This window comes from Thermococcus sp. 4557 (assembly GCF_000221185.1).
Classification (GTDB): Archaea; Methanobacteriota_B; Thermococci; order Thermococcales; family Thermococcaceae; genus Thermococcus.
In genome coordinates, this window is the sequence record NC_015865.1 from 1209916 (window position 1) to 1233087 (window position 23172).

Genomic DNA, 23172 nt, shown 5'->3' on the forward strand with positions numbered 1-23172 from the left:
CCTTCCCATTCTTATCCGATTATTATTGGGAGCATCAGCACTCCCATGCAGTTCGTTCTCTTGACCCCGAGCACCGCCGCCAGCAGTCCGATCATCGCGCCTCCCAGGAGAACGACCAAACCGGTGACACCATCGAAGAGGTACGAGAGGGCCACGAGAACCCCGGCGACCGCGGAGTTTAGCGCCCGGTACGGAACCCGTCCGAGCAGGCGGAGTATGAGGGCCGCGAGCGGCTCGGCATAGAGGAGAACCGCCATCGAAACGAAAACGGCCGCCAGGAGGTAGAAGCTGATATCATTCCCCGGAACGGGCGCCATCAGGGCAACGATACCGTTTCTCCTCCTTCCGGTTGAGAGGAAGTTGGCGAAGGAGAACATGAAGTTGGCGGTGTTCACGGAGAACACGACGGTCAGGAAGGAGCGCTCGTCCTTCGAAAGGAGGGAACCGATGAGGGCCGCCTGGGACGCCGTGAAGGCCGGAACAAGGGAGGCGACCATTCCAAGGAGCGTCCCAAGGAGGGATAGGCCGGCGAAGCGGCGCCTGCCCAGGAGGATTCTACCGTCTTCCCCGCCGCCTATGCGAGCTGCCCCGCTTCTCAGGGCCAGCAGAACGACGGAGAGCCCAAAGAGGCCCGTGAACAGGTGGTAGAACGGCTGGGAGAGGCCCAGCCTGAAGGTCAGAATGCCCAGGAGGCCGGAGAGCAGGAAGACGAGGAGGGCAAAGGCCTTCCCCCTGCCCCTCTCCGTCCCGACCACAAGGGCCGCCAGGAGGAGAACGAAGAGGCGGCCGAGTTCCGGGCGGTATCTCCTGGCCAGCGGCATGTAGAACGGCATGAGGGGGATGGACAGGAGAACCGCCAGAAAACTCGCCCAGAGGGCGATCCTGACGACCTCCATCGCCCGCCCCCTGAGAACGAGCCTGTGAGCTGGAAGAACGCCGAGCGCCGTGCCCTCGTCGGGAACTCCCAGGAAGGCGGAGGGGATGACGTCAAGGAAAGTGTGGGTCAGCCCCATAGCGAACAGGAGGAGGTTGCTGCGGACTCCCATGCCAGATAGAAAGGCTCCCAGGGTGTTGACGTGTATTCCCGGCGCGATACCGCTCAAGGTTCCGCCCGCGATGCCCGTCAGCAGTTCCCGGAGCACACGTCATCCCCCGAGGCAACCTCGAAGGCGGGCATACCTCGATAGGTCGTGAAGAATCCGTAGGCGGTGACGGTTTCGTTTTCATCCAGCCCTACTCCCAGCGACTTCCTCAGCTTGAGGAGCACCCAGCAGTCCCCGGCAGTCACGTTGGCCAGGCCGAAGCCGTTTCTGTAAACCTTAACCCACGAGACGTTTCCGCTTATTCTGGCGAAGCTCCCGTCGGAGAAGTTGCAGATGGAGTTCGGAAGCAGTTCCCTCGGCCTCATCACCGTGCAGTTGAGGCAAAGGAGAGATGAAGGCCTCCTCAGGGCCTCGACGCGGAGCAAATCTCCAGCCCTGGCGGAGAAGCCGTAGAGCCTCAGGTCAGAGCAGTCGAGTCTGAGGGAGCGGCCGGTTCCGAGGACGGTGCAGTTGCCGACGGCGATATCCCCCATCCCCGCGTCCCTGAGGGGTCTCCTCTCCGCGGCCCCGAGCACCTGGATGTCGTCCCGGGAATCAACGAAGAGGGAGACCCTGGAGTAGAGCCTGACGATTCCAAGAACCCTGACCCTCAGGCCGGGCTCGAGTTCGACGCCGTAGGGAGGATAGACCGCTATCTCCTCGCTGCCGTTCCAGATGAGCGTCTGTCTGCCGGAGTAGAGAACGGTTCCCCCCCCCTCCCAGGGCATCCCATTGGCGGGGCCGTCGGGGAGGCCAAGCCGCCGATAGCGGAGGGGGTAGAACTTTCCACCGTGCCAGAGGCCCTTGACGCTGACCATCTCCCCCTTGGCCGCGTCTATCGGGAGCGCAAGCAGTATCTTTGCGGGTGTGAGGAGGTAATATCCACGTGAAGGCCAGTACGCCCCGGTCATCGAGTCGAGGGGGAACGTCGGTTCCGCGGGCTCCACCCTCTCGGGTCTCATCCTGGGGCCGGAGGTGGAGTTGCGAGGAACTCCAACAACCCTGTAAACCGTTCCAACGTCGAGCGAGGCGTAGACTCCGATGCTCTCAGTTCCGTTGGTCAGGATGGAGAAGCCGTCCTCGGAATACACGCAGAGGCCAACGAACGCGCTGGACTCGACCCGGCTCTCACCTACGACAGCCAGCGCAGTTAACACAACTATTGAGCCGACCATCAATACAACTGCAATTCTCCTGTTTATGACCATGATTAAAAGTAATCATCGAGCCTTAAAAACTTTACCCCACCCGGTGGTGCAAAGAGAAGGAGGGGGTCAGTAAACTTCGCCGCTCGGATAGACCACGATGCCCTTCTCGTTTATCTCGAAGGGATACTTCTTCATCGAGTGCTTGGTCTCGCGCATCTTCCTTATCAGGAGGTAGCGCTTCAGCTCGACCTCCTTCTCAACGAAGTCGAGAAGGATGACACCCCTGGCTATGTACTCCTCTATGCCGTAGCGGCTTATCTTGCCCCTGCTCGGTTCGGGGGCCTCGGTGGTGAGTATCGAGGTGACCCCCATCTCAAGGAGAATCGTGTTGAGCTGAAGAAGAACCTCCCTGATTTCATTCTCCTTCCTGAGCCTGAACGCGATGGAGGGGATAGAGTCTATCACGAGCCTCTTGGCATCGATGGCCTTGACAACGCGGTATATGTAGCGGAGGAAGTCCTCTGCGTTGAGGTTGCCCTCAAGAACGTACTGCTCCTCGGAGGGAAGGCCTACAACAGCGCTCACACCATCCACGATGGCTATCTTTCTCTCCCTCTCGTACTTCTCAAAGTCCCACCCAAAGGCGAGCATCTCCTTCCTGAGGTCCTGGGCCCTCTCCTCAAGGGTGACGATAACTCCAGGCTCGTTGTAGAGCTCGGCACCTTTATAGACGAACTGGACACCAAAAGTAGTCTTGCCGCTTCCGGTAGGGCCGGTAACCAGAACCGTGGTTCCGCTGGGAAAGCCGCCCTGGATTAAATCATCAAAGCCAGGAATGCCACTTTTCAATCTTTCAACTGTGTATTTCGTGACCATACAGACCACCCTCTGGAGTTCTTTACGAACCCGTCGTTCTCCCTGGTATAACATGTAGCACCAAGAAGATATAAAACTTTTGGGGAAATTCCGTGCTTTCGCACCGGAATCGAAAGGTATCCTGACGGTAGCACCGGAAGGGTTCCAAATAAGACCAAATTTCCCGATGCACCTCGGAGCCTCTCCAAGGGGAAAACTGTTTTATGCTCAAACCAACATCTATGTCTGAGAGGTGAAGCCATGCTGGATCCATTCGGGCCCGAGGCCAGGCGGCTCGTTAAAGACGAGTTCGGTGGAATAACCGAGCTGCTCATGATAATACCCTCGTACGTTGGGGTTGACGCCGCCCTCGAGAGGGTTAGCTGGATAAAGTCCGGCGAGATACCCGAGGGCATCCTTGAGCTTGAGGGAATACGGGACCTGCTCACCTTCTACGCACTCCTGGGGGCGCTGGCCTTCTCACCGTACGGCCTCGAGAGGGAGGTCGTCAGGGAGGCCAACCTGAGGATATACCACAGGAGGATACTGCAGAGAGGAACGCTCGTGGGGGTCTCCACACCCCTCGAGGCGGTTTCCGGCGGCGAAATCTCCGAGAGGGACAGAACCATACTCGAGAGAACCCACCACACGGAGCTGTCCCCCGACAAGAGGAGGAAGCTGCGGCTGGGGTACAGGATACACCTGTCAAAGTTCCTGGAGCTGTGGGAGGGCTCCCTCAAAGAGGTCTACGTGCGGAACGGATACGCGTACCTCACTGAGGAGGGGGCCATCGAGCTGTGGAAGCGCTCCTTCGAGAGGAACTTCGACAGGGCAGTGAACCTGCTCTACGAGATAAGGGACGAGCTGCCCGATTACTACCTCAGGCTCTACGAGAAGCTCGGCGAGATAGCGAGGGAGCACTACAAGGAGAGGCTGGAGAGGATGGGCTCCGCCAAGGCGGGGCCGCTGCGCTTCGACCTGTTCCCGCCGTGCGTCAAGATTGCCCTGAGCGGCGTTCCGTCCGGACTGAGGAACTACGCCATAACGGTTCTCCTGACGAGCTTTCTGAGCTACGCCAGGCTCTGCCCCAATCCCCCCAGGAGGGACGTGAGGATAAGGGACTGCGTGAGCGACCTGAGCGTTGTGGAGAAGGAAATACTGCCCGTGATCATCGAGGCCGGCAACCGCTGTTCGCCGCCCCTCTTCGAGGACCAGCCCCACGAGGTAAAGAACATCTGGTACCACCTCGGCTTCGGGCTCACCGACAAGCCAACCCTCGAGGACAGCGGGAACTCGACCTGGTACTTCCCGCCCAACTGCTCCAAGATAAAGGCCAACGCGCCGGATCTCTGCAAGCCGGACAGGGACTGCAGGAACATCAAGAACCCCCTGACGTACTACCTCAGGAAGCTCTACCTCGAAAACCGGAGGAAGGGAGAAGGCGAGGGCGGAGAAACGGACGGCGGTGAGGAAAATGGCTGAGCTCCTCAGGGAGATGACGAAGGAGGAGAGGGCGCTCTACTACAAAAGGGAATGGAGCGCAAAGAGACTTCCAGATTTCATCGTCAGAAACCTCGAGAACAGGGAGTTCGGGTTCGACCACACCGGTGAAGGGCCGAGCGACAGGAAGAACGTCTTCCTCGACGTCCGCGACCTGGAGGACTACGTGAAGACAACCGCCCCCTACGCGGTCTATTCCAGCGTCGCCCTCTACGAGGAGCCCAAGGAGATGGAGGGCTGGCTCGGGGCCGAGCTCGTTTTCGACATAGACGCGAAGGACCTGCCCCTGAGGAGGTGCTCCCACCTCCACGAGCACGGCCGGGTGTGCCCGATATGCCTCGAGGACGCGAAGGAGCTGGCGAGGGACACCCTCGTGATTCTCAAGGAGGACTTCGGCTTCGAGGATGTCCACGTGATCTATTCCGGCAGGGGCTACCACATCCGCGTTCTGGACGACTGGGCGCTGAAGCTCGAGGGCAAGGCCAGGGAAAAGGTTCTGGCCTACATCAGCGCCGCGGAGGAGATAACCTTCGATGATATCCAGAGCAGGAGGATAATGCTTTCCTCGGGCTATTACAGGGTCTTCCGGCTCAGATTCGGGTACTTCATACGGAGGGCCAACGAGAACCACCTGTTCAACATAGGCCTGAAAAAGGGCCAGGTTGAGAAGCTCCTGGAGGGAAGGGAGGAGATATACGAGGGCTTCGTGCGGAAGGGACTCCTAACCGCGTTCCCTCGGGGGATAGGATACAAAACCCTGACAAGGCTGTTCTCCCTTTCGAGTACGTTCTCAAAGGCCTACTTTGACGGTCGCGTCACTGTCGATGTTAAAAGAATCCTCCGCCTCCCGTCGAGCCTGCACTCAAAGGTCGGACTCGTGACGACCTACATCGGCCCTGATGAAAGAAAGCTCGAAAAGTTCAACCCCTTCGAGGATGCCGTTCCCAGGTTCAGGAAGGACGAGGTCAGGGAGGCATACAGCGAGTGGCTGGAAGAGCACGGGGATGCACTGTGAACGGAAGGATAAAAATCGCCACGGCGATGCTGATATGGGGCAGCGTGGGGATATTCGCACGCTTCTCAAACCTGTCCGGCCTAGGGGTCGCCTTCTTCAGGGTGTCCCTCGGCGCCCTCCTGCTCCTCGCCGTCCTGGCGGGCAGTAAAGGATGGACCTCATCGCTTCCATCCCTCGTGAGGGCCAGATGGAAGCCCCTCCTGGCACTGGGCGTCTCCCTTGCCCTGAACTGGGCCTTCCTCTTCACGGCGTTCAACTACACCACCATAGCAAACGCGGTTCTCGTCTACTACCTGGCCCCGATAATAGCGACGGTTATCTCGTGGCGCTTCCTCGGTGAGAGACTGAGCCTGAAGAGCTGGCTCCTCATAGGCACCGCATTTGCGGGGCTTATCCTGATTATGAGCGGTCAGAACATCGATTTAGATAACAGGGACTTCGTCGGAATCTTACTCTCTCTGACGGCGGCCTTCTTCTACGCCCTGATACCGAACCTCGGGAGGTTCCTGCGCGGAATCAACGGCAAAACGCTGACTTTCCTCCAGCTCGCGATAGCATCGCTCGTGCTCGCCCCGTTTATGGCGGTTTCAGACGTTGGGAAACCCGTCTGGTGGGCGGTTCTCGTCCTCGTCGGGGTTCACACCGTCCTGGCGCTGTTCCTCTACATGGAGGGACTCAAGGAAGTGGAGGTCAACGAGGCGGCCCTGCTGAGCTATCTGGACCCGATGAGCGCGGTGGTGTACGCGTTTCTGGTATTCGGAGAGGTTCCAGGGGTTAGAACAGCACTCGGAGGGGCCCTGATACTCCTCGCATCCCTGCTGGATATTAAGGCGAGGGGGTCGTAGCCCGCCTTCTGTCTCAAGGGGACATTCGACTGAGCGGCCTACCACGGGGCTCGCACCGGGACTTCATCGCCCCTCCCTCGGCCTTGCACCCCGCGGGACGGCCGTTTCACCGGTCCCCGACGGGTCGTCTGCGGGTTAGCTCGGGCACCGTCACCGGGCCCTTCGCCGCTTTCATTCCCATACCCGCCGGGACGTGTCGTTTCTGCGCCGTTGCCCTCCCTCTCGGGAGGTGCCTCGCGGCACCGCGGCCCCGGTGAGGTGGGCGGAACTTCCTCGGGAGCGCCCCGAGAGTCCCCGACCCCCTCGCCGTAGGGGAGTTTGAACAACCGGAATAAAAAGGTTGGCATCCGGACAATTGAACGGAACAAAAAAAGGAAGAAGGCTCACTTCTTCCTGGGAAGCTCCTTGTTCTCCTTAAACTCCGGCTTCTTGGGCCTCTTGAACCTGCCCAGGGGGGAGCGCCTCTTGGGCTTTGGCCTGACGCGTTTCTTTCCGGTCCCCTCCGCGCGGTTCAGGTAGTAGAAGGCACCCGCCGCCAGGAGGATGAAAGCCACCGCCACGAGGCCGACCCAGAGGCCCCTGGAGCCGCCGCCACCGCCGATGGTAGTGGTGTTCGATGGTGCGGTGGACGAGGTCGTGGGCGTGGGAGACGAAGTCGTGGTCGTCGGCGCAGGAGGCTCCAGGTAAAGCTCTCCCTTCGCGGTGCTCGTCTCCCCCGCCGCGGTGAGGGCGAACTCGTAATAGACGGTCTTCCCCACCGGAACCTGGAACTTCACCGTTATCTCGCTGGTTCCGGGGGGTATAGCTACCTCCATGGAGTCCTTGTACAGCACCCCATCGTCCGAGGATATCCTGTAGGCGAGAACGCCGTCCACACTCCCGTCCCCGGGGTTTTCGACGGCGAGCTTGAAGAGCACCTCATCGTTGGCAGTCCTCTCGTAGGAGACATTTGCGAGCACCGGGGGAGCCGAAACGGTGTAGGTAACGTTGCCTTCCCCGATCAGGCGTTCGCCGAAGGCCAGCTTTATGACGGCCGTGATGGAGCCCGACACGTTCGTTGGGAGGGGAACTTCGAGAACCGTCGTGCCCCCTCCAATCTCCGTCCGCTCCACGGCCTTCGATATCAGCTCTCCATCACGGTAGGCCTCGACCGTAAGGTTCATGCCGATGAACCTCTCGGAGAGAACCGTCACGTACGCCCTGTTGTCCTCGTTCACGTTCACCTCGTCGGATTTTAGGGAGACCCCGACCAGCGTGACCCCGAACTTTACGGGGAAGTCCTTGGAGTACCTGTAGGTGCCCCCATCGTACTGGAGGAGATAGTGGAGCCGGTACGTTCCGGAGGGAAGGTCGTATCCGACGGGAACCTCAAACCGGACGAGGTTGTCCCCGGGTACGAAGGTCAGAGTCCTGTTCTCAAGGAAGTAGGTCTTTCCATCCTTGATCAGGGAGACCTGCCCCACCGCGGAGACGTTCCCGTGACCGATGTTGGTGACGTGGGAGAAAACGACTATGGTCTCCCCGTTCAGAACGTAGGATGAGCCCGGCCGGTTCTGAACGTAGGCCTCGGCAACGCCGAAGTTGAGGGGCTCGGAGATCACGTGAAGGGGTATCCTTGCGTAGAGTATGTACATGGAGCCATCGGACGTGAAGGCCAGGAACCTCATGAAGAGCGTGTAGGTGCCGCCCGAGACGTTGGAGGGGCAGGTGATGTTGTACGAGAAGGAATACCTGCCCTTGGGGGTCCAGTCGCTGAAGACGTGGGGGGAGATGTTGAACGTGAAACCGTCGATCTTATTCCCCGAGGAATCCTCGACCCAGAAGCGCTGATAGCTGACGACCTTGTAAGTGAAGCCCCCTGCGTTCGTGAGCCAGACCGTTCCGGAACCGTAGTCCCCCCTGAGAACGGTTATTTCATCGCTTGTTTCGAGCTGATCAAACTGTGCGGAAGCGCCGGGAACTACTGAGACAAGCATCAGGAGCACGATAAACGCTGTCATCATGTTCCGCATCCTTTTCACCACCAGTAATTGTACTTTTTTCAATATAAACCCTACCCCCCGTAGAACAGTATGATGATGCCTACCCCAACCAGACCCACGAAAAAGGCCATCATAAGCCGGTAGAGGGCGCTGCCCGAGACGTGCGGGCGTATAATGAGGCCCAGTATCGTGAGCATGATTCCGTAAGCCACGGCAAAAAGCCCGAGGGCAACGTTAATCGGAAACCCCAGGATCATCATGACGCCCAGAATGGCCCCCGCCAGCACGGTGACGTGGGGCACCGTGAAGGTCAGGTAGTCCCTGAGAACCTTGGTGTCCTCGTCCATGGTTCATCACTCCGCTATGAACGCGTAGGTCGTGGTGGTCGGGAGGACCCGTCTGATCCTCGGGAGCAGGTAGCGGGGATAGAGCTCCTCGTCCTTCTCCTCCAGGATGCTGTAGGTGCCGAGGACTTTTTCTATGACCTTGACCTCCACGCGCCCCCTGACCCTGAAGTAGCCCCTGTGGAGGGTGCTTATCTCCAGAACTATGGGCACCTTGAGGCGCTCACACTCGTTACCGTCCACCAGGTCTCGCAGGTACTCAAGCTCGGAGCGCCGGAAGTAGTGATAGCTCCCGTCGCGGAGCCTAACGCTCGGCTCCTCCTCCGCCAGGAGCTGGGAAAGGGTGGGACGGAGAGCGGGGAGGTGAAGGTTCATCCTCGCGATCTCCCGGTTCAGTATGTCCTCCGCCTTTGTCATGTTTATGGCTACGGCCGGGGCACAAAAAGCTTTGTTTGACATTAAACTGTAAATCCCAAATGATTTCGACGATGAGATGGACATTTTGCTGTCGATGGAAGGAAGTCCCGCGTACCCAGTCGTCATAGTGACAAAAATCTAGTGAAAAGGCTTTTATCTGATTAATCGTTCAGTAATCTGGCATAAAAACTGAACGTTAGAACATTTAATGGTGATAAAAATGAACGAAATTTCCACGGTTGGAATTGGTCACGGGGCCGGGTCGCTGGGGTTCGTCCAGCTGGTCTTCGTCGACATCAACGGGGTTCCAAAGGGCATGGAGATACCCGCGGACAGATACGAAGACGCACTGACTGAGGGAATAGCCTTCGACGGCTCGTCCATATCAGGTTTCCAGGGGATAGAGGACAGCGACCTCGTTCTGAAGCCCGATCCGGCCACCTACGTTGAGGTTCCATGGGAGGGGATAGCGAGGGTCTACGGGTACATCTACAAAGACGGAAGCCCCTACGGAGCCGATCCGCGGGGGGTGCTCAGGGCGGCGATCGAGAGACTCGGAAAGGAGGGCTTCAGGGCGTACATCGGCCCGGAGCCTGAGTTCTACCTATTCAAAAAGAACGGAACGTGGGAGCTTAAGATACCCGACAGCGGGGGCTATTTCGACCTCGTCACCCTCGACAGGGCCCGCACCCTGCGGAGGGAGATAGCGCTCTACATGCGGTCCTTTGGCCTCGTCCCGGAGGTCCTCCACCACGAGGTCGGAAAGTCCCAGCACGAGATAAACTTTCGCTACGATGAGGCCCTTAAAACCGCCGACAACGTGGTCAGCTTCAAATACACCGTCAAGGCTGTAGCAGAGATGCACGGTCTCTACGCGACCTTCATGCCCAAGCCCATCCACGGATTTCCGGGGAACGGGATGCACCTCCACATAAGCCTCTGGAGAGATGGGGAGAACGCGTTCATCGGGGAGGACGGCCTCAGTGAGACCGCACTGCACTTCCTCGGCGGCCTGCTGAAGCACGCAAAGGCTTTAGCCGCAGTCACGAACCCGACGGTGAACAGCTACAAGCGCCTCGTCCCCGGCTATGAGGCCCCCGTTTACATCAGCTGGGGCTACCGCAACAGGAGCACGCTGATAAGGGTTCCCGCGTTCTGGGGCAACGGGGCCAGGATAGAGTACAGGTGCCCTGACCCCAGCGCAAACCCATACCTGGCGTTCGCGGCGGTTCTAATGGCCGGACTCGACGGGATAAAAAGAAAGCTGGAGCCCGAGGCGTACACAGAGGCAAACGTCTACGAGATGGGGGACTCCGAGAGGGCCAGACTCGGGATAGGTACCCTGCCCGGAAGCCTCGGGGAGGCCCTTGAGGAGCTGAAGAGGGACCGGGTCGTCAGGGAGGCCCTGGGCGGTGCCTACCGGAACTTCGTGGAGCACAAAGAACGCGAGTGGGAGGACTACCTCGAGTACCTGGCCTCGCGGGACATTCCCACGGAAACAAGGAAAGTGACGGAGTGGGAGCTCGAGAGGTACTTCCACATTTAGCGGACTTCCTCCGGCTCCCCTTTCTCCCCCATGTGCACTATCAGTGAGCCGCCTATGATCAGGGCGGCGCCGGCGAGCTGGGCCGCGCTCAGCCTCTCGCCGAAGAGAACGAACGCCAGGACTATGGCGACCACCGGTTCTATCGTGGCAACTATGCTGGCCCTGCTGACCTCAACCTCCTTCAGCGCATGGTTGTAGAGGATGTAGCCGAGGAACGTCGGGAAGAGCGCCAGCGCGAAGAGATACGGAACCGCCCCAGCGGGGACGCTGAAGTCAGTGAATGGAAGGAGGAACAGGAGCCCAAACAGGAGGGTGTAGAAGAGGGCCTTCTCGGGCTCCTCCTTCCTCACCGCGAGCTTGGCCAGAACACCGTAGAGAGCGTAGGTCAGTCCGGTCAGGAGGCCAAAGAGGAGCGCCCTGGTCGAGAACTCCGCCCCCGAACCGTTGACGAGAACCACTCCCGCCATGACCATGACGAGGGCGATGAGCTTCTCCCTCCTCAGGGGCTCTTTGAAGACAAGCCTGCCCAGGACTATCGAGTACACCGGGGCGGTGTAGAGGAGTAGAACAGCGAAGGAGACCGATGAGATGGTCACGGTGTAGAAGTAGAGGGTGTAGAACAGGAAGATGCTGAAGAATCCGTAGAGGGCGTAGAACTTCAGTCTCTCCCTTTCCAGAGACAGTCCAATTCCCCTGAGCTTGAGGTACGCACCGAGGAGCATCAGCGCGAAGAGAACGCGGTAGAAGACCATCGTGAAGGGGCTGAGGCCGAAGCCGTCGAGGTACTTGGCGAATATCCCAAGGGTACCCCAGCTCGACGCGGCGAGAAAAACTAAGAGGTATCCCCTCCTCATGGGCTCACCTCAGAGGGCGGGGCCAACAGGGAGGCGCCTCTTGTGCTCGCTGCCCCTCACAAGTCTCTCGACGTATTCGACCCTCTCGACGCTTATTCCAAGCTCCCTCGCTATTTCATCCTTCTCCATTCCAAGGTCAACCATGCGCCAGAGTATCTCGTCGAGGAGGCGGTAGCTTATACCGAGCTCGTCCTCGTCGGTCTGCCCCTCCCACAGGCCAGCCGACGGCTTCTTCTCGATTATCCTCTCCGGAACTCCAAGGAGCTTTGCTATCTCCCAGACCTCGGTCTTGTAGAGGTTTATGAGCGGGGCGTAGTCGCTGGCACCGTCGCCCCATTTCGTGAAGTACCCAGTGAGAACCTCGCTCCTGTTGCCCGTTCCGAGGACGAGGCGGTTCATGGCGTTGGCATGGGCATACAGCAGAACCATCCTCGTCCTGGACATGACGTTCCCCCTGCTCCTAGTGTCGAGTCCCCCAACTGCCCTCTCGAACTCATCGACGATGGGCTTTATGTTGACCACCTTGCAGTCAATCCCAAGGCTCTCGCAGACGAGCCTGGCGTCGTCGAGGTCGCGGTTCTCGTAGTAGGGCATAATCAGGCCGAGAACCTTCTCCTTTCCGAGGGCCTTCGCGGCGAGGTATGCAACGGTGGCGCTGTCTATGCCTCCACTTATACCAACGACGACGCCATCGGCGCCGGCCCCATCGACGCTCTTCCTTATGAACCCGGTTATCCTCTCAATGACGGCGCTGTAATCAAGCTCCCTCATCTCTTACCCTCCTTCACGTCCCTCAGCAGCTGGGAGTACCCCATGAAAGCCATAACGACTCCCACAAGCACCAGCACGAAGGCCACCACCGAGTAGATGGCGTAGGGGTAGTCAACGGCCGTCGCGCTGTAAGTATAGTCCACGCTCCCGTTAAAAACATATATCACCGGCCTCTCGCTCGGGTGGAGCGTTATCTCGCGGTTCACAAGCGTGTAGTTGGTCATCTCGGTACCCTGAATCAGGGAGAGGTTCGCGTTGGAGGAATAGAGAACGAGGGTTCTGTTGTGGTACAGGTACTCGGTCTCGAACTTATCATCACCCAGGTAGTGCATGCCCTCCTTCAGGGTTCCGCTCGCGGAGTAGGACTTATCAACGCGATAGAAACCAGCGGCGGATATAACGAGGGCGAGGACGAGCATTATCAGGCCGGCCTTGAGAAGAGGGTATTCCATGGCATCCCTGAAAGTTCCCATAGGCATCACCCGGAGTAAAGAAAAGAAGGGGGTCAGTACTTGCCGACGAGGTGGCACTCGGCGAAGTGGTTGTGCTCGTACTCGACGAGCTGCGGGTGCTTGGTGTCGCAGAGTCCCTTCTGGGCGTAGATGCACCTCGGGTGGAAGCGGCACCCGGGCGGTATGTCAACGGCGTTGGGAACCTCACCCTTGATGGGCAGCTCCTTGATGACGTTCCTGCGCTCCGGTTTGGGCTCCGGAACGGCCGCGAGCAGTGCCCTGGTATACGGGTGGAGCGGGTTGTCGATGACCTTCTCGACCGGTCCCATCTCGACTATCCTGCCCAAGTACATGACCGCCATCCAGTCGGCGAAGTACCTGGCGGTGGACATGTCGTGGGTGATGTAGAGGTAGGTGACGCCCATCTTCTCCTTGAGCTCCTTCATCAGCTCGAGAACCTCTGCACGGATGGACACGTCAAGCATCGAGACCGGCTCGTCGGCGACGACGAAGGTCGGGTTGAGGATGAGGGCCCTAGCTATAGCCACACGCTGCCTCTGACCACCGGAGAGCATGTGCGGGAACCTGCCGACGTAGTCCTCCGGCGGGGTTATCTTGACCATCTCGAGGGCCTTGTAGATGAGCTCCTCACGCTCGGCCTTGGTTTCACCGATGCCGTGTATGAGCAGCGGCTCCTCGAGGATGTCGAATATCCTGAAGCGCGGGTTCATCGAACTGAACGGGTCCTGGAATATCATCTGCACGTGCCTGCGGTAGTTGAGCACATCCTCCCTTGTCTTGATGTGGGTGACGTCGTTGCCCTCGAGGTATATCCTTCCATCCGTCGGCTCGAGGAGCTTGACGATGAGCTTTCCGGTGGTCGATTTACCACAGCCGCTCTCACCAACCAGGGCGAAGACCTGCTGCTTGTATATCTCGAAGCTTATGCCGTCAACGGCGTGAACCTTCTTCTGCGGGGCACCCTTGATGGTGTCCACGAAGCCTCTCTTGATGGGGAAGTACTTCTTGAGGTTTTCAACTTTAAGTACCGGCTCGGCCATTTCTCACACCTCACAGCAGCCAGCATGCGGCGTAGTGGTCCTTATCAACTTCCTTCAGCTCGGGCTCCTGCTCCTTGCAGACCTGCATAACGTAGGGGCACCTCGGGTTGAAGCGGCATCCCTTCGGCGGGTTGATGAGGTTGGGCGGCTGTCCCGGGATGAACTCAAGCCTCTCAATGTCCTCGTGGAGCCTCGGTATGGCCGAGAGAAGCTTCTGGGTGTACGGGTGGGCCGGCTCGTAGTAGATCTTCTCGCTGTCTCCGATCTCGACGATCTTGCCCGCGTACATGATGGCAACGCGGTCGCTGATCTCGGCGAGGATGCTGAGGTCGTGGGTGATGAATATCATGGAGAGACCGAGCTCCTTCTTGAGCTTCTTCAGGAGGTTGATGATCTGGGCCTGGACAACGACATCGAGGGCCGTCGTCGGCTCATCGGCTATGACCACCTCGGGCTCAAGCAGGAGGGCCGAGGCTATGATGACACGCTGCTTCATACCTCCCGAGAGTTCGTGGGGATAGCGGTAGACGATCTCGGGGTCGAGACCCACGAGCTCGAGATACTTCTGAGCCCTGTCAATGGCATCGTCCTTGCTCATGCCCTTGTGAAGGAGGAGCGGCTCGATCATCTGGTGACCGACGGTGTAAACCGGGTTGAGGGCGTTCATGGCACCCTGGAATATCATTGCTATCTTCTGCCAGCGAACCTCTTTCCTGAGGACGTCCTCGGGGAGACCGACTATCTCCCTGCCATCGATCTTGATGCTGCCTCCAACTATCTTACCCGGTGCGGTGGGCATTCCCATAAGGGTAAAACCGAGGGAGGACTTGCCGCATCCGCTCTCACCGGCAAGTCCCAGCACCTCGCCCTTCTTGAGGTTAAAGGTGAGGTCATCGACGGCCTTGACGACGCCCTTGTTGGTGAAGTAATACATCTTGAGGTTCTTAACTTCGAGTACGTTCTTGGTCATTTATACCACCTCACAGCCTCCTGAGCTTCGGGTTGAGTATCTTATCGAGGGCCGTACCTATGAGGACGAAGGTCAGGCCGACGACAGCTATGCCGAGCCCGGGCGGGAGAACCCACCACCAGTAGCCCTTGGTCGTCGCCGCCTGCGCCTGAGCCGCGTTGAGTATCTGTCCCCACGTAACGGCGGTCGGGTCTCCGATACCAAGGAAGCTCAGGGAAGCCTCGGCGATAACCGCACCCGGAACGCTGAGGGCTATGACGGCAAAGGCGTAGGGCAGGAGCTGTGGCAGTATATGCTTGAGGATTATCCTTCCGTTGCCGGCACCAAGGGCCTTGGCGGCCTCGATGTATGTCTGCTCCTTGATCTGGAGGGCCATACTTCTCGCAATCCTCGCTATTCCCATCCATCCGAAGATGACCAACAGCAGGACTATGAACATTAGGGTCACGTGTCCCACCGTGGCACCGATGAGGATGAGTATCGGCAGGCTCGGTATTGAGGCGAATATCTCGTTGATACGCATCATGAACTCGTCGGCGTTTCCACCGAGGTACGCGCTGGTGACTCCGTAGACGAGACCTATGAGGGTGCTGAGGACGGAGACGAGGATACCGATGACGAGGGAGACCCTGCTACCCCAGATGATGCCTGCCCAGAGGTCCCTTCCGAGGTAGTCGGTACCCATGGTTCCGTAGCTCCTTCCGAGGAAGGTGATCTTTATGTCGTCGAGGATGACCTTGTTATAGCCGGGGGCAGGGTTGTCGATCTTGAGGACGAGCCTGTAGTCACCCCAGAGCGGCTCGGGGTTGTTTATAACATCCTCAGCCTTCATCCCGGGCTCGACCTTGGCGAAGGCGGTGGACACGAGGGTGTTGATGTTCATGATGACTATCGGGTCCATCTGCGCCTGGAGCGGGTCGAGTTCCTCACCCTCGGTAACGTTGACGAGCCACACGTAGATGTTGGCCGAAATCGCCGCATCCCTACCGACGGATATGGTGGTGGAACTGGTGAGCGGCTTGCTGTCTACGAGGGGAACGGTCTTTCCATCGGGCCTCTCAAGGTAAAGGCTGTACGTCGGGGCCTTGGACGGCAGGGCCAGGGTCACGTTTATGTTCCTTATGATGATTCCCTGCGGACCCAGGTAGTAGCCCTCGGGGAAGTTGTAATCCGCCTCAATTATCGTCTCGGTGTCGCTCGGGTGGGTTATGGAGAGCTCATCGCTGTAGTAGGCCACCTGGGGAACGAGCTTCTGGGAGGTGAACATGTTGTACCAGGTCGGCGGAACGTTCTTGGGGTTGTCCTCCCAGTAGGCGGAGCTCCTCCACTTATCGGGGAGGTCCGGTATTGTTGTGTACGGGGCTGTAAGCGCGACGAGGACGAGGAGGATGAGGAGAAGGACGCCGGCTATACCGGTCTTCTCCCTCTTAAACTCTTCAAGGAATTCCTTAAATCCTTCTTTGACGTCGACCCATCTCATCGTGAATCACCTCACATATTGGCGGAAGCACCGACCTTGACACGCGGGTCGAGGAATCCATAGACCATGTCCGCGAGGACAACTCCCGCAAGGTAGAGCACCGTGAAGAAGTACGTCAGTCCTATGAGGAGGTTGGTCTCGTTCTGCTGGAGGGCGACCCAGTAGAGCCTTCCCATTCCCGGGTAGTTGAAGACGAGCTCACTGATGATGGCACCACCGAGAGATCCGAGGAGGGAGAAGATGATCATGGTGACTATCGGCGGCGCGGCGGCGCGGAGGGCGTGACCGTAGATGATCTTGTGCTCGGGGACACCCTTGGCCCTGGCCGCCATGATGAAGTCCTCCTGGAGGGTGCCTATCATGATGTTCCTGGTCGTCCATGCCCAGCCACCGAAGGCGACGAAGACGTAGGTGAAGACCGGAAGGGCGAGCTTGTAGATAACGTCCTTAACGTGCTCCCAGCCGGTGAGCTGCGGGTCAAACATCGAGCTGAGCGGGAACCAGCCGAGCTTGAAGGCGAAGATCAGGAGGAACATCATTCCGGTCCACCACATCGGCAGACTGTAGGTGAGCAGCGCGAAGATAGACAGACCCCTGTCGAAGACGCTGCCAGCGTGCCTGGCGGCCCTGACTCCAAGGAAGATACCCAGGATGATGACTATTATCGTCGCTGTCGTGAAGAGCAAGACGCTCCTCGGAACGGCAACCTTGATGATGTCCGAGACGTTGTTGGTTCCGAAGATGGGCGTGGTGGTGGTTCCAAAGTCGAGTTTCAGGGTGCGTACGGCCTTGTTGTAAACCTTCTGCCAGTACGGAAGGTCGAGTTCGTACTTCTCCCTGAGGAACTGCTCGTGCTCGGCCTTCGCCTTCTCGTAGGCGTCCTGGCCCTGTGTCCTCAGGATATTCTGCCCCGTGGTCCTATCCCATTGCATCATCTCATCGTTCATCTTTGCCAGGTTGCTCTGTTCCGCAACCTTAACAAAGAGTGCCGAGATAATAAAGGTCACAATCAGTAGAACGAGGATAGCGTTCAGAATTCTAAACACAAGGTACTTTAGATACCCCATTTTTTCACCCCCACGTAGGTTGCTCGTGTTTAATGTATCTTTTTCAACATTGTAAAACTGACTTTATATATCTTACTGCATAGATGTGCACATTTTCATAGAAGTGCACTATGGAGCTTGGAAAGAACCGTCAGAAACACGGGTAAAATTTCAAAAAAGAGGGGAAAGAACGAAACTACTTCACTTCTTCTTGGTGAAGTACCAGGCGGCCGCGGCGATGATGATTATCACCAGGCCGACGACGACGTAGGTGGTCGTGTTGCTACCTCCGCTCGGGGTCTCAGTGGTGGTAGCCGGAGCGGTGGTGGTCTCGCCTGGAGTGGTGGTAGTGGTGCTGGTTATCTCGTCCCAGGTGAGGCCTGAGATCTTCAGCATGACCTTGGCGAGGTCATCGACGTGCTGCTTGGTGAGGAGGTCGAGCTGGAGGAGTCCCTCACCGCTGCTGCTGAAGGAGTACTTGCTGCTGGCGTCGTAGGCGTCACTGTTGGCGACGAGCTCACCCATGGCCCAGTACATCTCCCACGGCATGCTCGGGTAGAGGATGTAGTTGCCGGCGGTAACGTCGTCCGCGAACGGGTGGACGTAGTTGCCGTAGACAACGTAGCCGTTGTCGGTGAACTGGAAGCCGAGGAAGGTCTGGTAGGTGGCGGCCGTGTCACTCAGGGCGCTGTCGTAGTACGGGTCGTCCGGGGTATCCTTGTAGGCCCAGGTGTAGTAGAAGGCGATGTAGTACTTGATGTCGTCAACGGTCATCCTCACGCCGTTCTGCCACTCACCCATGTCACAGGTGACGGTGACCTTAGCCTTGGCGGTCTCGCCAGCGTGGGCCGCAATCCAGCCCTGGGTCTGGTTGTAGATGACCGCATCGTCCGGAACCTTGAACTCACCCCTCTCAAGGGTCCACTTGCACCTGTACGGGACGTAGATTCCAGAGCCTGGTGCTGTAAACGTCGGTGATACCTCCGACCGGGTTGATGGCGCTCATGAAGAGGGCACCGGTCGAGGCGAACTGGGCAACCTTGAGGTGCTTGTCCGAGGTCTTGGCGCTCATGAGGCTCCACCTGCTGGCAATACCAACGCTCGGGTCGCTGATGATGTCGGTAACCCGCTCCTTGTTAACCGGGTAGAACTCCCAGTTCTCAACGAGGAAAATCCTGACACTGTCCATGATACCGATTGTGATACCGATCTTCTGGAGGTCCCAGTACTGGTCGGCGTTGTTGAGGATGATGGTGATGTTGGTGGCCGGGTCAGTGTACTGGGTCATAAGCAGGAGGTAGCCGATCTCCTTGGTCGTCCAGTTGAGTATCGGGCCGAGGCTCTCCTCGCTGGTGTAGTACTTGGTGTCGAGCTTCTGGAGGCCAGCGGTAACGCTGCCGTCTCCAATGTACTTGAGGGCGTCCTCAACGGTGACGTCCGGCTGGTGCCTCGGGTCGTTGAAGTTCGGGTAGTAACCGAGCGGTGAGTACCAGTAGTAAATCTGCCAGTCGGGGTACATGCTTCCGAGACCACCGGCACCCCAACCGCCGGTGTAGAGGGTCCACTCGTAGGTGCTTATCGGCTTCCTGAAGACGATCTCGCTCGCCTTCTGCCTGTCGAGGAGCATCCTGTCAACCTTGAATCCGACCTTCTTCTCGAGGAGGTCAGAGATGTAAAGGCCTATGTCCTTCCTCTCGTCCTCGGTACGGATGACGAACTTGACCTCAACCGGCTGGCCGTCGAAGTACCAGTAACCGTCATCCTTCTTCTCGAGGGTGTGGCCGGCGGCGGCGACCTGCTGGGCGGCCTCCTGCATGGCGTCGCTTATCATCTTGAGGGCGAGGTCCTCGTTGCCGTCGGCGGTGAGGTGGAGGGCGTCGTAGACCGGGCCGAAGTATTTGGCGGCCGGGTCGCTCGGGGTTATACCGCTGAGGGCGGCGGCACCGCTACCCTGGTAGATGTTCTGGATGATGTAGTTCCTGCTGATGAGCCAGTTCATGGCGAACCTAACTTCCCTGATGGCGAACGGGTTGAAGTAAACGTTGTCACCAACGGTGACGATCGGGAGGTCCTGGTCCGGGTCCTTGTACGGGTTGATGCTCAGCTCGACGGAGGAGCTGGCACTCTTCTTGAGGTCGAGGTTGGCGAGAACGTCGCTTCCGAGACCCTGGTACTTGTTGGCGCCGAAGGCGAAGAGACCGAGGTCGAACTCACCTTTAGCGACCTGGAGGATTATGGTCTCCTCGTTCTGGACGCCCTGGTACTCGATAACATCGGCGTAACCTTCCTTCGGGAGCTTGGGGTCATCGTTGAAAACAGTCCTCTGACCGTTAAACTTCTCAAGCTTGAGGTAGAGGTTCTCGGGTGAGTACAGTGAGATGATGTACGGACCGTTGCTGATCACGAAGTGGCCGTACTTGAGGTACCACTGGAGGTCGGCCTTGAACCTGTCCTTTGCATCCTGGCTGTCCAGCGGTATGTCCTTCGGCGTGTAGTCCGCCGCGCTAACCGGGTGGATGGCAAACAAACTAAACAACATCAAACCCATAATAAACAATCCCAAAGCCTTCTTCATACTCTACTGCCTCCTTCACTTTTTGGCAATATTGCCACATGTGGTGTATAATGGCATGACAATATACATTGAAAGCCTATTTAAGGGTTACGTTCTTGTAAAAGTAACGCCGATGAAAACAAGAGGACATGCGGCCAATCGCCCCGAATAAAGCCCTCACATTGTCCCCAGCCAATTGTGCCACCGCATACACTTGTACTACCATTAAAAGACAGCAAAACTCATGAAATTTCCAAAAAAGAGCACACAAGCGTGGAGAAAGCCCAAAAAATCGTTAGCAGCCTTTTTGATGGACACCCTCTCATCGAGCGAGGCAAAAAACTTAAAATGGCAACGTATCCATCCCCAAGCGGGCACTATGTACGACCTAGTTCTAAAAGGGAAGTTCCTGACGGGTGGGAAACTGATAGAAGGGAGCATAGGGGTTTCTGACGGCAAGATTCTGCGCGTCTCAACGGGCGAGCTGAGGGGAGAAGAAACCATTCAAATTGGTCGTGGAAAGGTCATACTCCCGGGCTTGATAGACGTACACGTCCACCTAAGGGATTTTGACCAGAGAAAAAAGGAGACCGTTGAAACCGGAACGATGGCGGCGGTTCACGGGGGGATAACGGCGGTCTTCGACATGCCCAACACCCAGCCACCCGTCTTGGACGTTGAGACGTTTGAGAGGAGGAACGCGCTGTTTGAGGGGAGGGCCTACGCCGACTACGCCCTGAGCTTTCTGATAAGAAACAACTGCGGGGATGCGGTGAAGGCCGGTGCGGACTTCTACAAGATATTCATGGGGGCCTCAACGGGAGGAGTTTTTTCGGAGGATTTTGAAGGGGACTACTCCTGCGCCCCCGGGATCGTAAGCGTCCACGCGGAGGACGCCGAAATTATCGCCCAAAATCCAGAGAGGCCGCCGGAAGCCGAAATCAGGGCAATAAACAGGGCATTAAACGCGGCGGAAAAGCTGGGGAAGCCACTTAACATCTGCCACGTGTCGACTGCCGATGGAATCGGGGCGATACTGGGGAGAAACCTTCCGCGGGTAAGCTTCGAGGTCACGCCGCACCATCTCTTCCTGACGAGGAAAGACTACGAGGAAAACCCGCTCCTCAAGGTTTACCCCCCTCTGCGGGACGAGGAACACAGGAGGGCACTCTGGAGAAACTTTTCCCGCATTCCACTCATAGCCAGCGACCATGCACCACACACACAGGAGGACAAGGAATCCGGCGCGGCAGGGATACCCGGACTGGAAACCGAGGTGGCCCTCCTCCTTGACGCGGTGAACAGGGGGATGCTCGAGCTTTCGGATATCGTTGAGAAGATGCACAGTAATCCAGTTAGGATATTTGGAATAAGGAACAAGGGTCTCGAAGTTGGCAAAGATGCCGACTTCACCGTGGTGAACCTTAAGAAAGAGTGGGTAGTTAAGCCGGAGGAGTTCTACACGAAGGCAAAATGGAGCCCGTGGGAGGGCAGAAAACTGAGGGGGAAGGTAGTAATGACGATTCTCAGGGGAAGAATCGTTATGGAGGACGATGAAATCCTAGGAAAGCCCCAGGGGGTTAGGATAAATGCTGGAAAGGGTAGCGCTTAGGGAAGTTTGGGATGTGGCCAAGGACGTTAAAGCCTTCCGCTTCGATAAAAAGCTCGAATTCAACGCGGGGCAGTTCATAATGGCATGGCTCCCGGGTGTTGGTGAAAAGCCCTTCAGCCTGGCCTGGAACGATTTGATAGTCGTCAAGCGCGTTGGACCTTTCACGAGCAGGCTCTTTGAGCTGAGGGAAGGGGATTACATCTGGATTAGGGGCCCCTACGGCAGGGGCTTCGAACCCGAGGGAGAGAGGATAGCTCTCGTCGGCGGCGGCATAGGAATTCCCCCGCTCTATGCCTTCGCGAGGCAGCACCGGAACAGATTTGAGAGGATAACCCTCATCTACGGTGCCCGCTCAAAGGACGAGCTAGCACTGATGGACATCGAGAACTACGTGGACGAAGTAGTAATCACCACCGACGACGGCTCCGCGGGGAGAAGGGGCTTCCCGACGGAGGTTCTCGCCGAGAGGAAGGGAGAGTTTGACCGGGTCTATGCCTGCGGCCCGGAGCCGATGCTGAGGGCCGTCCTCGGAGTCATGGACTACGAAAACGTCCAGGTATCGGCCGAGCGCTACATGAAGTGCGGAATCGGCGTCTGCGGCTCCTGCAACCTCGGAAAGTACCTCGTCTGCAGGGACGGGCCGGTCTTCGACGGCTTCCAGCTGAAGGGACTGCTCTGACCAGTGAGCTTTTTAAACCCCTTTTCTCCGCTTCGGCCGGTGAGAGAATGAGGAAGATGAGCTGGGAGGAGTTTGCGAGAAGCATGGGCGTCGAGCCCCAGATTCTTGAGAACAGGGAAGCGAGGCTCTTAAAGAAGTTCGTCATGGATTTGGAGTTCCCCACCCACTGTCAGGGCTGCCAGGGACTGGATTTGAGCAACCCGAATCCCGTTCACCACCCGAGCTATGAGCTTACCCCCGCCTGCAACCACGACTGCATCTTCTGCTACTCGAACGTTGCGGTAAAGCTCGGGAAGGCCCCGAAGCCCGGCTACTACGGCTGGGATGATCCATACGCGATAACCGTTTCGCAGTACGGCGAGCCGCTGATAAGCCCGCGCATAGTTGAAGTGAACAAGATGCTCCGCGAGAGGTTTCCAAAGGCGAGACTCGACCTCCAGACCAACGGTTCCCTGCTGACGGAGGAGCTGTGGAGCAAACTCGACTTCGACCTGGTCATGATAAGCCTCGACGCGGCGAGCAGGGAGAAGCATTTGATGATAACCAACGCGGACACCTTTGAAAACGTCGTGAACGCCCTTAGGATAGTCGGCTCGGACAAAAGCGTCCGCTCCGTCGTCAGGACGATATTCATGCCCGGCATCAACGACGATGACATACCGAAGATAGCGGAGCTTGCTTCCTCCCTCGGAATAGACGAGATGATGCTCCAGCCGCTCACAATCCATGAGCTGAACGTTGAACGCTTGAGAAAGGCCGGCCTCGACTTCGAGAGGGCGGAGAGCGTGAGGGAGTACCTGAAGGCGGCCATGGAGGCGAAGGAGCACATAGACGTTCGCATAAGCGGCTGCCAGCTGGCCGTTTACAGGACGATGGACCCGCTGACGCTCTTCAGCGCGAGGCGCGTCGCCAGGGACGTGGCACCGGCGATGAAGAGGGAAAGGGTGTAACCCCCGGCA

At 58.0% G+C, this 23172-nt stretch carries 22 protein-coding genes and 1 other RNA gene; 7 read left to right on the forward strand and 16 right to left on the reverse strand.

From position 1 onward, the window contains the following. Window positions 1-11: 11 nt before the first annotated feature. From GQS_RS06370 to GQS_RS06380, 3 genes are all read right to left on the reverse strand, one after another. A complete protein-coding gene (locus tag GQS_RS06370; RefSeq protein WP_014012849.1) occupies window positions 12-1142 on the reverse strand; it encodes a tripartite tricarboxylate transporter permease in 1131 nt (376 codons plus the stop codon). Beyond that, window positions 1124-2290, reverse strand: coding sequence for a hypothetical protein (locus GQS_RS06375; RefSeq protein ID WP_014012850.1), 1167 nt, complete (start codon window positions 2288-2290; stop codon window positions 1124-1126). Before GQS_RS06375 ends, GQS_RS06370 begins: the two co-directional genes overlap by 19 nt. Window positions 2291-2356: 66 nt before the next feature. Next, window positions 2357-3106 (reverse strand): ATPase domain-containing protein, encoded by a 750-nt coding sequence (locus GQS_RS06380; protein ID WP_014012851.1) that lies wholly within the window; start codon window positions 3104-3106, stop codon window positions 2357-2359. A 240-nt stretch (window positions 3107-3346) separates the two neighbouring features. Here GQS_RS06380 and priL point away from each other — a divergent pair, with 240 nt between their 5' ends. The 3 genes from priL to GQS_RS06395 are packed head-to-tail and all read left to right on the forward strand — an operon-like array spanning window position 3347 to window position 6445. After that, window positions 3347-4567, forward strand: a complete 1221-nt coding sequence (priL, locus tag GQS_RS06385; RefSeq protein ID WP_014012852.1) for a DNA primase large subunit PriL — start codon at window positions 3347-3349, stop codon at window positions 4565-4567. Further along, the gene (priS, locus tag GQS_RS06390; protein ID WP_014012853.1) at window positions 4560-5600 is read left to right on the forward strand and encodes a DNA primase catalytic subunit PriS; all 1041 of its coding nucleotides are present in this window, start codon (window positions 4560-4562) and stop codon (window positions 5598-5600) included. The genes priL and priS overlap by 8 nt, the downstream gene beginning before the upstream one ends. Beyond that, on the forward strand, window positions 5597-6445 hold the full coding sequence (locus GQS_RS06395) for a DMT family transporter (protein ID WP_014012854.1): 849 nt from the start codon (window positions 5597-5599) through the stop codon (window positions 6443-6445). Before priS ends, GQS_RS06395 begins: the two co-directional genes overlap by 4 nt. Here the strand turns inward: GQS_RS06395 and rnpB are convergent. The 4 genes from rnpB to GQS_RS06410 form a co-directional block, all read right to left on the reverse strand. Then, window positions 6431-6752, reverse strand: an RNA gene (gene rnpB / locus GQS_RS10790) — RNase P RNA component. The genes GQS_RS06395 and rnpB overlap by 15 nt on opposite strands. Before the next feature lie 76 nt (window positions 6753-6828). Continuing rightward, the gene (locus GQS_RS06400; protein ID WP_048056545.1) at window positions 6829-8457 is read right to left on the reverse strand and encodes a hypothetical protein; all 1629 of its coding nucleotides are present in this window, start codon (window positions 8455-8457) and stop codon (window positions 6829-6831) included. Between the two features lie 41 nt (window positions 8458-8498). Beyond that, window positions 8499-8774: a hypothetical protein gene (locus GQS_RS06405; RefSeq protein WP_014012855.1), complete on the reverse strand. Its 276-nt coding sequence runs from the start codon at window positions 8772-8774 to the stop codon at window positions 8499-8501. A 6-nt stretch (window positions 8775-8780) separates the two neighbouring features. Further along, on the reverse strand, window positions 8781-9188 hold the full coding sequence (locus GQS_RS06410) for a DUF61 family protein (protein ID WP_048056647.1): 408 nt from the start codon (window positions 9186-9188) through the stop codon (window positions 8781-8783). 220 nt (window positions 9189-9408) lie between these two features. Between GQS_RS06410 and glnA the strand changes: the two genes are divergently transcribed. Further along, complete coding sequence (glnA, locus tag GQS_RS06415) at window positions 9409-10734, forward strand: type I glutamate--ammonia ligase (RefSeq protein ID WP_014012857.1); 1326 nt, start codon at window positions 9409-9411, stop codon at window positions 10732-10734. On the opposite strand, the gene GQS_RS06420 is transcribed toward glnA, so the two are convergent. From GQS_RS06420 to GQS_RS06455, 9 genes are all read right to left on the reverse strand, one after another. Continuing rightward, a complete protein-coding gene (locus GQS_RS06420) occupies window positions 10731-11588 on the reverse strand; it encodes an EamA family transporter (RefSeq protein WP_014012858.1) in 858 nt (285 codons plus the stop codon). The two genes, glnA and GQS_RS06420, sit on opposite strands and share 4 nt — an antisense overlap. Window positions 11589-11597: 9 nt before the next feature. Further along, window positions 11598-12359 carry an NAD+ synthase gene (locus GQS_RS06425; RefSeq protein WP_014012859.1) on the reverse strand — a complete coding sequence of 254 codons (762 nt, stop codon included), beginning with the start codon at window positions 12357-12359 and terminating at the stop codon, window positions 11598-11600. Further along, entirely contained in the window at window positions 12356-12838 is a 483-nt protein-coding gene (locus GQS_RS06430) for a hypothetical protein (RefSeq protein ID WP_238515720.1), read from the reverse strand. The genes GQS_RS06425 and GQS_RS06430 overlap by 4 nt, the downstream gene beginning before the upstream one ends. Before the next feature lie 26 nt (window positions 12839-12864). Beyond that, window positions 12865-13872 (reverse strand): ABC transporter ATP-binding protein, encoded by a 1008-nt coding sequence (locus tag GQS_RS06435; protein WP_014012861.1) that lies wholly within the window; start codon window positions 13870-13872, stop codon window positions 12865-12867. A gap of 10 nt (window positions 13873-13882) precedes the next feature. Next, on the reverse strand, window positions 13883-14842 hold the full coding sequence (locus tag GQS_RS06440; RefSeq protein ID WP_014012862.1) for an ABC transporter ATP-binding protein: 960 nt from the start codon (window positions 14840-14842) through the stop codon (window positions 13883-13885). 10 nt (window positions 14843-14852) lie between these two features. Next, complete coding sequence (locus GQS_RS06445; protein ID WP_014012863.1) at window positions 14853-16322, reverse strand: ABC transporter permease; 1470 nt, start codon at window positions 16320-16322, stop codon at window positions 14853-14855. An 11-nt stretch (window positions 16323-16333) separates the two neighbouring features. Next, complete coding sequence (locus tag GQS_RS06450; RefSeq protein WP_014012864.1) at window positions 16334-17389, reverse strand: ABC transporter permease; 1056 nt, start codon at window positions 17387-17389, stop codon at window positions 16334-16336. A gap of 180 nt (window positions 17390-17569) precedes the next feature. Then, complete coding sequence (locus GQS_RS11140) at window positions 17570-18148, reverse strand: LPXTG cell wall anchor domain-containing protein (RefSeq protein WP_369782823.1); 579 nt, start codon at window positions 18146-18148, stop codon at window positions 17570-17572. Between the two features lie 133 nt (window positions 18149-18281). Further along, on the reverse strand, window positions 18282-19907 hold the full coding sequence (locus GQS_RS06455) for an ABC transporter substrate-binding protein (RefSeq protein ID WP_369782824.1): 1626 nt from the start codon (window positions 19905-19907) through the stop codon (window positions 18282-18284). A 394-nt stretch (window positions 19908-20301) separates the two neighbouring features. Here GQS_RS06455 and GQS_RS06460 point away from each other — a divergent pair, with 394 nt between their 5' ends. From GQS_RS06460 to GQS_RS06470, 3 genes are read left to right on the forward strand one after another with little or no spacing between them, the layout of a single operon-like run. Continuing rightward, window positions 20302-21534, forward strand: a complete 1233-nt coding sequence (locus tag GQS_RS06460) for a dihydroorotase (RefSeq protein WP_014012868.1) — start codon at window positions 20302-20304, stop codon at window positions 21532-21534. Next, window positions 21512-22213 (forward strand): dihydroorotate dehydrogenase electron transfer subunit, encoded by a 702-nt coding sequence (locus GQS_RS06465; protein WP_014012869.1) that lies wholly within the window; start codon window positions 21512-21514, stop codon window positions 22211-22213. Before GQS_RS06460 ends, GQS_RS06465 begins: the two co-directional genes overlap by 23 nt. Before the next feature lie 47 nt (window positions 22214-22260). Next, the gene (locus GQS_RS06470) at window positions 22261-23163 is read left to right on the forward strand and encodes a radical SAM protein (protein WP_014012870.1); all 903 of its coding nucleotides are present in this window, start codon (window positions 22261-22263) and stop codon (window positions 23161-23163) included. Window positions 23164-23172: the final 9 nt, after the last annotated feature.

Coding starts and splice junctions, on each gene's coding strand:
- GQS_RS06375 (WP_014012850.1), bottom strand. CDS start 2,290: ATGGTCATAAACAGGAGAATTGCAGTTGTATTGATGGTCGGCTCAATA.
- GQS_RS06380 (WP_014012851.1), bottom strand. CDS start 3,106: ATGGTCACGAAATACACAGTTGAAAGATTGAAAAGTGGCATTCCTGGC.
- priL (WP_014012852.1), top strand. CDS start 3,347: ATGCTGGATCCATTCGGGCCCGAGGCCAGGCGGCTCGTTAAAGACGAG.
- priS (WP_014012853.1), top strand. CDS start 4,560: ATGGCTGAGCTCCTCAGGGAGATGACGAAGGAGGAGAGGGCGCTCTAC.
- GQS_RS06400 (WP_048056545.1), bottom strand. CDS start 8,457: ATGCGGAACATGATGACAGCGTTTATCGTGCTCCTGATGCTTGTCTCA.
- GQS_RS06405 (WP_014012855.1), bottom strand. CDS start 8,774: ATGGACGAGGACACCAAGGTTCTCAGGGACTACCTGACCTTCACGGTG.
- GQS_RS06410 (WP_048056647.1), bottom strand. CDS start 9,188: ATGACAAAGGCGGAGGACATACTGAACCGGGAGATCGCGAGGATGAAC.
- glnA (WP_014012857.1), top strand. CDS start 9,409: ATGAACGAAATTTCCACGGTTGGAATTGGTCACGGGGCCGGGTCGCTG.
- GQS_RS06420 (WP_014012858.1), bottom strand. CDS start 11,588: ATGAGGAGGGGATACCTCTTAGTTTTTCTCGCCGCGTCGAGCTGGGGT.
- GQS_RS06425 (WP_014012859.1), bottom strand. CDS start 12,359: ATGAGGGAGCTTGATTACAGCGCCGTCATTGAGAGGATAACCGGGTTC.
- GQS_RS06430 (WP_238515720.1), bottom strand. CDS start 12,838: ATGCCTATGGGAACTTTCAGGGATGCCATGGAATACCCTCTTCTCAAG.
- GQS_RS06435 (WP_014012861.1), bottom strand. CDS start 13,872: ATGGCCGAGCCGGTACTTAAAGTTGAAAACCTCAAGAAGTACTTCCCC.
- GQS_RS06440 (WP_014012862.1), bottom strand. CDS start 14,842: ATGACCAAGAACGTACTCGAAGTTAAGAACCTCAAGATGTATTACTTC.
- GQS_RS06445 (WP_014012863.1), bottom strand. CDS start 16,322: ATGAGATGGGTCGACGTCAAAGAAGGATTTAAGGAATTCCTTGAAGAG.
- GQS_RS06450 (WP_014012864.1), bottom strand. CDS start 17,389: ATGGGGTATCTAAAGTACCTTGTGTTTAGAATTCTGAACGCTATCCTC.
- GQS_RS06455 (WP_369782824.1), bottom strand. CDS start 19,907: ATGTTGTTTAGTTTGTTTGCCATCCACCCGGTTAGCGCGGCGGACTAC.
- GQS_RS06460 (WP_014012868.1), top strand. CDS start 20,302: ATGTACGACCTAGTTCTAAAAGGGAAGTTCCTGACGGGTGGGAAACTG.
- GQS_RS06465 (WP_014012869.1), top strand. CDS start 21,512: ATGCTGGAAAGGGTAGCGCTTAGGGAAGTTTGGGATGTGGCCAAGGAC.
- GQS_RS06470 (WP_014012870.1), top strand. CDS start 22,261: ATGAGGAAGATGAGCTGGGAGGAGTTTGCGAGAAGCATGGGCGTCGAG.